Annotated in this window: 9 protein-coding genes and 1 tRNA gene; 5 read left to right on the top strand and 5 right to left on the bottom strand. The window is 37.1% G+C overall.

Translation table 11 applies throughout. The features are described from left to right. Window positions 1-4: 4 nt before the first annotated feature. Window positions 5-2,023: a beta-N-acetylhexosaminidase gene (gene nagZ / locus QUF49_RS05485; protein WP_289497582.1), complete on the bottom strand. Its 2,019-nt coding sequence runs from the start codon at window positions 2,021-2,023 to the stop codon at window positions 5-7. 397 nt (window positions 2,024-2,420) lie between these two features. On the opposite strand from nagZ, the gene QUF49_RS05480 reads away from it, so the two are divergent. Further along, window positions 2,421-2,496 (top strand) — tRNA-Ala (locus tag QUF49_RS05480). Between the two features lie 169 nt (window positions 2,497-2,665). On the opposite strand, the gene QUF49_RS05475 is transcribed toward QUF49_RS05480, so the two are convergent. Next, a complete protein-coding gene (locus QUF49_RS05475) occupies window positions 2,666-4,018 on the bottom strand; it encodes an aminopeptidase P N-terminal domain-containing protein (protein WP_289494724.1) in 1,353 nt (450 codons plus the stop codon). Between the two features lie 945 nt (window positions 4,019-4,963). Between QUF49_RS05475 and QUF49_RS05470 the strand changes: the two genes are divergently transcribed. Continuing rightward, window positions 4,964-5,341 (top strand): PH domain-containing protein, encoded by a 378-nt coding sequence (locus tag QUF49_RS05470; RefSeq protein WP_289494723.1) that lies wholly within the window; start codon window positions 4,964-4,966, stop codon window positions 5,339-5,341. 52 nt (window positions 5,342-5,393) lie between these two features. On the opposite strand, the gene QUF49_RS05465 is transcribed toward QUF49_RS05470, so the two are convergent. After that, a complete protein-coding gene (locus tag QUF49_RS05465) occupies window positions 5,394-5,846 on the bottom strand; it encodes a YndM family protein (RefSeq protein WP_289494722.1) in 453 nt (150 codons plus the stop codon). 100 nt (window positions 5,847-5,946) lie between these two features. Further along, entirely contained in the window at window positions 5,947-7,545 is a 1,599-nt protein-coding gene (locus tag QUF49_RS05460) for a sodium:solute symporter family protein (RefSeq protein ID WP_289494721.1), read from the bottom strand. Between the two features lie 401 nt (window positions 7,546-7,946). On the opposite strand from QUF49_RS05460, the gene QUF49_RS05455 reads away from it, so the two are divergent. After that, the gene (locus QUF49_RS05455) at window positions 7,947-8,684 is read left to right on the top strand and encodes a hypothetical protein (RefSeq protein WP_289494720.1); all 738 of its coding nucleotides are present in this window, start codon (window positions 7,947-7,949) and stop codon (window positions 8,682-8,684) included. A 19-nt stretch (window positions 8,685-8,703) separates the two neighbouring features. Here QUF49_RS05455 and QUF49_RS05450 read toward each other — a convergent pair whose 3' ends face one another. After that, a complete protein-coding gene (locus QUF49_RS05450; RefSeq protein WP_289494719.1) occupies window positions 8,704-9,138 on the bottom strand; it encodes a hypothetical protein in 435 nt (144 codons plus the stop codon). 165 nt (window positions 9,139-9,303) lie between these two features. Here QUF49_RS05450 and QUF49_RS05445 point away from each other — a divergent pair, with 165 nt between their 5' ends. Continuing rightward, window positions 9,304-10,611, top strand: coding sequence for an alkaline phosphatase family protein (locus tag QUF49_RS05445; RefSeq protein WP_289494718.1), 1,308 nt, complete (start codon window positions 9,304-9,306; stop codon window positions 10,609-10,611). Window positions 10,612-10,647: 36 nt separating this feature from the next. Then, window positions 10,648-11,919 carry an MFS transporter gene (locus tag QUF49_RS05440; protein WP_289494717.1) on the top strand — a complete coding sequence of 424 codons (1,272 nt, stop codon included), beginning with the start codon at window positions 10,648-10,650 and terminating at the stop codon, window positions 11,917-11,919. Window positions 11,920-11,938 lie beyond the last annotated feature (19 nt).

Genomic DNA, 11,938 nt, shown 5'->3' with positions numbered 1-11,938 from the left:
CTTTTTAGTAGCTTAATCCATGACCAAATGGATAGAGAACACTGTTTGCATCTTTAAAAATGGTAATCGGCAATTTTCCTGACGGGTTGTTCATGCCGAAGATTGTTTCTGCTGCAGCTCTAAAGCTAGCATCTCTAAAGCTGTATTGAGTGATATAAGCTGATATTTCAGGAAATGCCATAATATCGTAAGGATTTCGAATACCTACTGCGATTGTTTTTTCTGGAACTGCACCGATCACTTGATTGACCATCTGCATTTGAGGAGAAGATGGCAAGCGTCCAGAAACGTTAAACGTATATGTTCCAAGCACAACTAAATCGGCATTCTGTACTTTTTGCAATTGTTCCTGAGTTAAAGGCTGACCCGTTTTAATCAATTCAACCGAGGAATGATGGGTTGACAAAGCTTGTTGAAGATTTTCGCTGTATGAGTTCCCCACTACTACAATGGATTTCTTTTCAGCTTTGTTAACCGGCAGTACACCATCGTTTTTAACTAGCGTAATTGATTTTTTAGCCACTTCATTCTCTAAATCTTTATGAGCTTTATTTCCTACTACTTCTTCAGCATGTGTGATTTTCTCATCTATTGGTGTTTCACTGACTTGTTTATAAATACCGCGTTTTGCTTTTAGCGTTAACAAGCGTTCAACAGATTCATTAATTCTTTCTTCTGTAATCTCACCTTTTTCAACTGCTTTGTATAAACCGTTAGCTACTTCTTCTAATCCAACAGGCATTAAGATGATGTCTGTACCCGCATTAACAGCACGAATTACCGCATCAACTGCGCCGAAATGGTCAGCGATTGCTTTCATATTTAATGCATCAGTAGAAATTACACCTTCAAATCCCATTTCTTTTCTCATTAAATTTGTTAATACCTCATGTGACAAAGTGGCAGGAAGAGCGATTTCAGTACCATCCTTTTTAGAGATAACAGTGGTTGGGTCAATTTTCGGGAAAGTAACATGCGCCGTCATGATAGCATCAATCCCTTGATCCATTGCCTGCTGAAAAGGATAGAGTTCTACTTCCAACAGCCTTTCTTTATCATGAGGAACAGAAGGTAGTCCTAAATGTGAATCTACCGCTGTATCACCATGCCCTGGAAAATGTTTAGCAGTCGCAGCCATTCCTGCACTTTGCAATCCCTTAGTATAAGAAGTTCCCAATTCAGCAACAAGCTGAGGATCTCCACCAAATGATCGAACGCCGATAACCGGATTGTCAGGATTATTGTTCACATCTAATACAGGGGCTAGATTCATGTTTATTCCAAGTGAGTGAAGTTCAGAGCCAATAGCATGTCCGACAGATTCCGCCAGTTCTGTTGATCTTGTAGCACCAAGCGCCATATTTCCTGGGAAATCGGTACCACTCTGCAAACGTGTCACAATTCCGCCTTCTTGGTCGATTGATATCAATAATCCGTAGTCTTCGTTCGCCTTTTTATACTCATCAACGAGTCTAGTTGTTTGCTCTGTTGTTACAACATTCTCACGAAAGAGAATCACACCACCAAGATGATATTTTTTCACAAGTTCTTTTATTTCATCATTCATTTCTGTTACATTTTTTCCGTTCCAAGTACGAAAATCTGGCATTAACATTTGTCCGATCTTTTCCTTCACAGTCATAGATGTAATGGCTTTCGCAATAAGGTCGTATTTTGTACCTTCTTGTTTTAATAACTTTGCCTCTCCATCTTTCACATGAATTCCAATTCTGTCGAAAGATTTGCCATCTGTTACGACAATAAATGTTCTGCCGTTCTTTCCAGTAAGACTTACAACACCTTCATTATTAACGGAAGCTACCGTCTTGTTTAATGAACTCCATTTCAGGTTTTTTGTTACTTCAACATAAGTTCCATCTTCCTTTGCCCATAATGAGGTTAAATCGATGGAATCTTCCGAGATCACTTCATTAAGCTGCGGCATGTTTTGAGCAATGATTATTTCTGTTTCACCGTTCTGTTTGGCTAATACAGAATCAGCTTTACCCAATCCTGCAAACATTGGGATGATTAACAAAGCAACTAATAAAAGATGACGAAACTTTATAATCTTCAATATTCATACCTCCTTTTATTTTTGGTAGCGCTTTCTTTCTTTGTCACTTTTCGGTAGAAAAAGTGCGGTTCCTGTCGTAAGGGGACAAAACAGAACTTAAGTCCTTCAGCCTTCTAGGACTAGTTGTCTATACCAGTTTTAAAGTGTATGTTTTCAGGTATAAAAGACTTATATAAAAAAGCTTCATCCCCTCTTGGACAAAGCTTACACACATTTATTTATATATGAAGAAAACAATCTTATTTCATTGTGTGAGTAAAAGAAGTTTATTATGCAGATTTATCCATAAAAAGCTTGCTCACTCTTTAGATAAACTATATAATTTTCTATGTCAGTAACAAATGGGGGCTTAGCTCAGCTGGGAGAGCGTTTGGCTGGCAGCCAAAAGGTCAGCGGTTCGATCCCGCTAGTCTCCACCATACATAACAGTCGAAAACCCTTGAGGAATCAAGGGTTTTATTTTTTGTTCTTATCTGCTTTTAGCAATATTTCCTTCTTTTTACCTCTAAATAATCACTAAACCTCATTTGTGCGTAAGTGATATTGCTGAAGTGATTTCAAAGGCTTCATAGAAAAAATCCGTTGCTATTAAGGTTTCATAAAACTTTCAATCTCTTCGACTGTTTTTATTAAGTCTTTGGACAAAATTTCGTTCCCGCCCTCTGTTATTAAAAGATTGTCTTCAATCCTTACACCTAATTGTTCATTTATAAGATAGATTCCAGGTTCAATACTGATCACATTCCCTGGCTGAAGAGGCAATTCAAAGTCAGTAACATCATGGACATCAAGACCTATATGATGAGAAACCATATGTGGATAATAGTCACGCAACTGGGATTCCTCCGATATAATGTTTGCTTGTATTAAGCCTTCTGTAAGGGCAGATTTTGCTGTTTTTTCTAGGTCCATAAGAGTTATTCCAGGTCTCACAGCTTTAATGGTTTCTTCTTGAGCTTTTAAAACGATCTCATAAATTTGTCTCTGACGGTCTGTAAAAGTTCCATCAGAGGGGAAGGTCCGTGTAATATCCGCTGCGTAGTAATCATATTCTGCACCAACATCCGTAACGACTATGTCATCAGGCTTTATGGGTTGATCATTATGTAGGTAGTGAATATCAGTAGAGTTTTTCCCTCCGCCAATGATTGGATCAAAACTCATCCTCTTTATATTTCTTTCTTTTAGTTCTTTCCTGAACACTTGCTCGAGATCTTTTTCATCTTTATTAGTAATAGAAGCTTTCATCATAGCTTTGATACCTGCATTTGTAACAGAGATAGCATCCCTAATCATGTTAATCTCATCTACAGTTTTTACCATCCTGAAGGTGGTTAGCACGGGGTAGATATTTTGGATGGCGATTCCTTTTTTATTCGCTTCATTTTGTAACTCACTTATAATTTGTATTTCAGTTCTCTCAAGAGGTCCTAAATCAACATATAATACATTCGACTCGGTTAATAGGTTACCTTGGTCTTTCTTAAAGGTTTGTATTTCTTTGATGGTTTGAATCTTTGAAATTTCTTTAGATTGCTTCAAATCTTTAGAAGTATACAAGGTTTCTTTTATTTCATCTTCCTCTTTCCGAATAACTACAATCCCTTCCGGATCCTTTATTCCTGTCAGGTAATAAAAATTGCGGTCTGCACCTAGTTTGGTTTGATCATCCGGATTTTTAACAACCGTCATTTCTGCATTCCTTTTTCCATAAAGAATTAGAACTGAGCCATTCCCTATTTTTTCTGCCAGTTTCATTCGATTATCTAGGAAAAAATTATCAGGTAACGCTGCCTTCTGTTCTGCTACAGTCACACTCTCTTCTTTTTTCTCGATTTGTTCTTGCTCTATTGGCTTTTCCTTGGTTGTCTTATCACTGCATGCAGTAAAAAGTAAGAGTTGAGAAACACAAAATCCTATTAGAACCTTTCTATAAATCACTTCACTTTACACCTCCGTTTTGGTAATAAAACCCCAAATAAATTCTAACATTATTTTCCAATTAAAACTACTAAGAAGACTCATTCTTTCGTCTAGATTGGCAGCGTTGGGTGGTGTAGACCTTAAAAAAGTCTCCTCCGGAAAAACTCAATATCCAAAACCCTAGAAGCTTACCTGGATAAACAGTCCCTCTTGATTAGTTAATCTGTTTCAGAAATAAGGGCACTCTACAACATTATATTATGGAGTACAATTGCCTGATGAAATGATTACAGAAACGAAACCAATTATGAGTTGCTGGAGATGGTAAAAGAACATATTTATGATGATATCGACGAATATGACAAAGCATTTAATTCTGATGCACGTGATTTTTATTATGAATATACACGTAGTTCTCGTTCCCCGTAGAGAGGTTAGGAGTTTGCATTAAAATGATTAGGATAACTGGATTAATTCCTATATATCATTATTATTTTTTGAGCTTAAATAAAAAAAAGAGTGGGATTCCCACTCAAACAACAAATATTGGCATAGTGTCACATCTTTAGAAATGGTATTTCAATCTGGTCACATTCTGGTCACACACTATAGAAATTATAAGGAAACAGGGGTTCATTTTACTTCGATAGATGTTCTTTAAATACTGATTACATGGATTTTTAGGAAATACTAATCGACTACAGGAAACTGTCCTCTACACGCTGGCAGCCAAAAGGTCAGCGGCTCAATCCCGCTAGTCTCCACCATACATAAACGTTTAAAAGCAATGAAAGATTCAGGGTTCAAACTACAGTCCAAAACACTCAATCCGAGTGTTTTTTATTTCTTCTATTTCCTACTTGTTCCTTATTATGGTATTGGAAATCTATTTCTTAATAAAAGGTGTTAAATAAGTTATGGTGAATATAAAGCATAATAAATAAATAACTTGGAGGAATGAATATGGGAATTTTAAGTGGATTATTAGGGAATGCTTCAGAAGTAGATCTTCATGAAGTTGAGAAAGAACTAGAATTAATTGTTGCTGAGAATGAAAGAATTGAAAAAGGTTATAAAATTATCCGTGACTATTTAGTGTTTACCAATACACGATTGATCTTAATTGATAAGCAAGGAATCACAGGAAAGAAAACAGAATTTCATTCAATACCATATAAGAGTATTACGCATTTCAGCGTTGAGACAGCCGGAACATTTGATTTAGATTCAGAATTAAAAATTTGGATTTCTAGCACTGCACTTCCTATTTCCAAACAATTTAAAAAAGATAAAAGTATTTTTGATGTTCAAAAAGCATTAGCTACATATATTGCAAAATAATAAAAGAAAGAGGTTGACTCAGAGTGTAGAAACTTCTGAGTCAACCTCTTTTTTATTCATCTTTATTCTTTTTCCCTCTTGGATCTTGTTCTTCTGCAAATTCCGTTGCATATCGGAAGCCTGGTCTGAATCTTCTATGCTGTCTTTGATTTTTCTCCGTTCCCTTTATATGTTTAAGTAAGTATTGATGAACAAATACTTCTGTAGCCGTGATGATACCGGCTGATATCACACTTCCCCATGCTATTTGCAAATATCCATCTAATAAAATCGATCCAAAGATCCAAACCACAAGGTATGCTAATATAAACTCAGCCATTAGTGTGTTTGTTTTTCCGATACGCGGCAGAAGAATACGGTCTGCAATGATATAAGTAATAACGGTTGTTGTTACAGCGAATGAAACGATGTCACTTATAGTTGCATCAAAAAACAAATCTAATCCTATCCAAAAGGCGATTAGGCACACGATAAATTTCATGATAATGACTTTTGCTTGTTCCATAAAAAAACCTCCTTCTTCTGTTCTTAGTTTGCGACAAAAAAAGAAGGTTCATACTTCACCTGTAAGAAGATCCCTTACTATTAGCAAGGGACCTTTTAAATTACTCGGAAACAGCTGGCACTATTGTTCCTTTTTCTGTTTGTTTTTTTACATTTGTACTTTTATCGAGCAAGCTGACAACGACAAAGACAGCAGCGGATAAAGGAAGGGCGTAGAACAAAGGATCGATGTGGGTCCAAGGAAAAGGAAGTACAGTTGCCTTACCGAACAAAGCTTGAGATAAGCCAATCGCTGCAGCTTCTTTTAGATGTAAGAACAAGAATCCGATGATACTCACTGTAAAACCTGTAATCATGCTAGCAGTTGCAGCTGCTTTCGTTGCTCTTTTCCAATATAGTGCTCCAATAAGTGCTGGCAAGAATCCTGCAGCACAAATACCAAACCAAAAAGCAGTCGCTTGAGCAATAATTCCTGCCGGGAGTAAATAGGCTAAGATAACAGCCGCGATCACACCAACAACTACTCCGATTCTTGAAGGGTTAAGCTTAGATCCGAAAAGAGATTGAACACCAAGAGTCTTTAATATATCTTGGCCGAAAGCTGTTGCTTGAACGTGAATTAATGAACTGATTGTTGATATAGTGGCTGATAATAACGTTAGAGTAAAAAGATAAATAAACCAGTCAGGCATGAGCTGATTAATGAAAATTGGTATGATCAGATCAACATTTCCTTTAGCCGCAGTTAAGGCAATTCCACCTGTATTCTCATAAAAATAAAGGTTGCTTAGTGGTCCGATTACAAAAGCAGCACCTGTCATAAAGAAGATAAAGATTCCACCGACTAAAACCGAGCGATACAAAGCTCTGTCATCTTTTACGGCCATACATCTCATGGCAAGCTGAGGCTGCGCAAGAACACCTACGCCTACTCCCATAATGATCGTACTAACAATCGTCCACCAAAGCGGAGAACCTAATTCAGGCATGCTTGTCCAGCCTTGATGTCCTTGGTCAACAAGAGCTTGCGGCACGAGGTCCTTCATTGCACTTAATCCGCTGTGGCCTTCAATAATTCCGCCAACGGCTTGGTACGTTACAAATAAGAAGATAGCCATTCCGATCAACATGACAACTGCCCCGAAAGCATCTGTATACATGACGGCCTTGATGCCTCCAGTAACTACATAAATCGCAATAATAGCAGCTAGAAGAATTAGCGCCAGATTGAAATTCATAGACATTGATTCTTGGAGAAAGCGCCCGCCTCCGATCAAAACAATGCTTGTATATGCCGGCATTAAAATAAAAATCATGCTTCCAGAAAAAACGGTTATAAATTTAGAATCATAACGTTTTCCTAAAAGAGTAGGAAACGTGGTAGCATTTAATTCTAATGAAAGCTTCCGAATTTTCGTTCCAAAAATCGCAAAAGCTACAAAGATCCCAAGGACAATATTAAGAAATGCAAGCCATAGCAAACTAAATCCATGAGCTGCTGAAACTCCTCCAAATCCAACGATGGCAGAAGTACTAATAAAGGTAGCTCCATAAGAAAGCGCCATAACTGCTGGATGAATGTTTCGTCCACCAACCAAATAGTCTGATTCTGTTACGGTCTTTTTGTATCCATAATATGCGAGCCATGACATGATCCCCATATATACGATAAGAATCGGTATTAAGACTGCAAAATTCATTATGAATCATTGCCTCCTTTATTCCACATGATTCCACCGAAAACAACACAGCCAATTGCAGAGATTACAGTAGCGATCCATACGAACGTTATTACACCGTCTTCCATTCCAAGCAATACAATCTCCTCCTTAAGTAATATGGAAAGCATTATGTGGTTATTCAAGATGCGTTTTGTCAGCGCTTACATTTTTATGTAGTTATCCTGCCCTTTCTTCCTCCCTTCACAGATATTAGCTTATTAATAGGATTTCTTTTCATAAAACAAATCCCCTTCATTATTTTGAATTTTCTATATTTTTAATCTGAAACATTCCCGAAATGTTTTTGTAACAATTATGAAACCCTTTTGATCATTACCTCGTCTAATAAGTAACAAGATGTACTTGAGGGGGAAATAAGATTGAATAAAAAGAATCGTATGGTAATCTTTGCAACAGCTGCCCTATTGACCGTTGGGGTTTTGAATTATGGCGATTTTGAAAGTAAGGCTAAAGCAACTGAGCAAAAGGCTTCCCTAAAAATAGAAGATGAATTTGTTCCTGCAAAACATACTGAAGAAAATAAAGTTAAGGAAACTCAAACACCTGCTTCTCAAAATTCTTCAATCCAGCGTCAATCAGAAGGTGAAAAACAGAAAGTAGACACAGAAAATAGTATTGAAAAAGATCAGTCATCCGTAAATTTACAGCCCAAAAAATCTGAAACGAAACTTGTTCCCATTCAACCTGTTGAAAATAAAAGTGTAACTCAACATAAAAAAGCTCAAGCACAAACAAGTATGCCAGATACAAAAGTAATTGATGGATACACGTATGTGAACTTAATGAATCGAGCAGATGAGAATTTAAAGCATTTAGTGAATATTGCTAAAAAACACCATGCTACTTTATATGCTATTGAATTTAGCGATTGTTTTGCGATGTTTGACAATAGCAGCAATCAGGCAATTATGATGTTTAGCACGGGTTCTCGTTCAGTATCTATTGAAAAGGCAGAAATTCTATGTGATATGCATCCTTCTATCAAGAATCAGATTCAGGGTGTAATAGAAACGGGAGAAGAAACTGTAGTGGAAATTGGAGAACACGAAAGCTATCACATTTCAAAAGACGGCGGGAACATTACAATCTCATTTTAGCGTATACAAAAAAGCCCAATTACGGGCTTTTTTTGTTGGTGTTTTTTTTCTTAACCTCATTTAGAGCTACTACTTTCAATGCCATCAGCTCTTCATCAGTAACTTTTTCTAACAGTTTTTCATACACAGCAATCTTTTCTTTTTCGTTCAAACCTTTGCTTACTTTTTCTCTAATACTAGCTAGTTCTTGAATGGAATATCGATCAGAGATAAACGATACTGCTTCATTCTTTGTTTTAAAAGGAAGTTTCTTTTTAGGAACCTCACCTGTTTCAATATACTTCCGTATTTCAGGATCCTCCAAAAGTTTGTTGATTTCTCCTTCATTTGAGGTTAATTCCTTCGATATTTCAATCATTGCTTTTTCAGATGCGTAATCCATAGTGTACAAATATGCCGTAACTCCTGTAAAAATAAAAATCATCAAAACGACGCCTAACCACCATTTAAACACTCAATCACCCGCTCATAATGAGATACTACATTCATAACACAACTTACAAACTTTGGAAAGGACAAGCTTACATTTTATGTTTAAATAAACACTTTACACTCGTTTAATTTCTGTATGCTATGATTTACCATAGAGGGATAATCTTAGAATTTATGGAGGAATGTTATGTCTCGTCTCACCGATTATTTAGTCGTAATTTCTTTTGATTGTCTATCTTCTCTTGATTTACCTATGTTGGAGCAGCTTCCACATTTTAAAGATTTCCTGCAGCGGGGTTCGCACTGTAAACATGTCGAGACGATCTACCCTTCTGTGACGTACCCTTGTCATACAACGATTGTGACCGGTAATTACCCGAAGAACCATGGGGTCGTTAATAATACGTTTCTTCAACCAGGAAGAGTCTCTCCAGATTGGTATTGGCACCGTAAACATGTGCGAGGGACAACTTTATATGATGAAGCTAAAAATGCAGGCATGAAAACGGCCGCTTTATTATGGCCGGTTACCGCTAGAGCAAATATTGACTATAATATGCCTGAGATTTTTGCGAACCGAAAATATCATCATCAAATTCCGGTTTCGCTTATAAACGGCAGCAAACGATATCAACTAGATATGAACCGGCGATTTGGCCATTTGCGAAACGGATTGCATCAGCCAGAACTCGATGATTTTGTGTTAGCGTCCACTGTACATACCATTAAAAATAAAAAACCACAGCTTTTACTTGTGCATTTCGTTGATCTGGATTCACAGAGACATTATCATGGCTTTTCTTCAAAGGAAGCAATGGATGCTCTAAAACGACATGACAATCGGCTTGGAAAAATCGTTCAAGCCTTAAAGGATGCTGATATTTACGATGACACAACAATCGCTGTCTTGGGTGACCACAGCGCTTTAGATGAATACAAAGCGATTAAACTCAACGTTCTGTTCAGAGAGCATCACTTACTTGATGTCGATACAAAGGGCCGGTTGAAAAATTGGAAAGCCTATTGCAAAAGTTGCGATGGTTCAGCATATATTTACGTAAAGAATTCTTCAGACACTCATACAAAGGAGGTAGTAAGGAGACTGCTAGAGAATTTAATAAGCAATGAAACAAACGGAATTGAAAAGATTTACAGTCAGAAAGAAGCAGAAGCAATGGGTGCCGATGAGAATTGTTCCTTTATGGTAGAAGCAAAACGAGGTTTTTATTTTAACGAAGAATATGAAGGGACCTTATTCCATGAAATAACAGATCGGGATGTAAGGGCAAAACGTTATACACATGCCTGTCATGGCTATTCTCCTGAAAAGGAAAACTATACGACTATTCTTATGCTAGCAGGTAAAGGTGTACAGCAGGATGCAGTTATTCGTTCTATGCATCTAGTTGATGAAGGACCTACATTCGCAAGATTATTAGGTCTTAACCTAGGACAAACAGATGGACAGGTTATTGAGAATTTCTTAACGCTTTGATCTTGTGAAATTTGCAATAGAAAGGACAAAAAACCTATGAAACGGTTTACGAAAGAAGAAAACAGCTGGATGTATTATGATTGGGCAAATTCCGCTTACTCTATTATTATCTCGACTGCTGTATTTCCTTTATTCTTTAAAGCGGCTGCTACGAAAGCTGGAGTAAGTCCATCTGATTCAACGGCATATCTAGGTTATACGATTGCCATCGCAACTTTTATTTTAGCGATGCTCAGTCCAGTACTCGGAACAATTGCTGATTATAGAGGACTTAAGAAAAAGTTCTTTACCTTCTTTTTTGTACTCGGTCTTATATCTACTGCTTCCTTGGCCTTTGTTCCAAGTGATCAATGGCTGCTTTTACTAGTCTGTTATACCTTAACTGCAATAGGTTCTAGCGGATCAAACGTCTTTTATGATGCCTTTATTACGGATGTAACCACTGAGGAAAGAATGAACAGAGTTTCGTCAAGAGGGTTCGGTTTAGGATATATCGGAAGTACAATTCCTTTTTTAATCAGCATCGCTATTATTGTATTATCTCAAAATGAAGTGCTTCCGATCTCAACAACATTTGCTAGTAAAATTGCATTTTTGATCACCGCAGTATGGTGGGGGATTTTTACGATTCCTATGCTGAAAAACGTCTACCAAAAATACGGTATTGAACGTGAACCAAAACCCGTTCTTAATAGCTTTAAACGATTAGGGAAAACGATAAAAGAAATTCAAAAATACCGTGCTTTGTTTTTATTTTTACTTGCTTATTTCTTTTATATCGATGGAGTGGGAACGATTATTACGATGTCCACAGCATATGGCTCAGATTTAGGGATCAGTTCTACCAACTTATTAATAATCCTTTTTGTCACCCAAGTGGTTGCAGCCCCTTTTGCCATTTTATACGGAAGATTAGCAGAAAAGTTTACGGGTAAGAAAATGCTTTACGTAGGAATCGCGGTTTACATTATAGTTTGTATTTATGCGTATTTCCTTGAAACGACGTTAGATTTTTGGATATTAGCTATGCTCGTTGCTACCTCACAAGGTGGTATTCAGGCATTGAGCCGTGCTTATTTTGCAAAACTAGTACCAAAAGAAAATTCGAATGAATTCTTTGGTTTTTATAACATTTTCGGTAAGTTTGCTTCCATAATGGGGCCATTGTTAATTGCCGTTACAGCGCAGGTTACTGGAAACTCATCAAGTGCGGTGTTCAGCCTGGTTATTCTATTCATCATCGGCATGACGATCCTTATGTTTGTACCAGAACCGAAAGTCGATTCTTCACATACAATCAGCGCATAGAAAAAACTGCTCTAAAAGG

This window comes from Fictibacillus sp. b24 (genome assembly GCF_030348825.1).
In the GTDB taxonomy this organism is placed as follows: domain Bacteria; phylum Bacillota; class Bacilli; order Bacillales; family Fictibacillaceae; genus Fictibacillus.
Note: the sequence above shows the minus strand (reverse complement) of the source record. Positions and strands in the feature narration are given on the sequence as shown.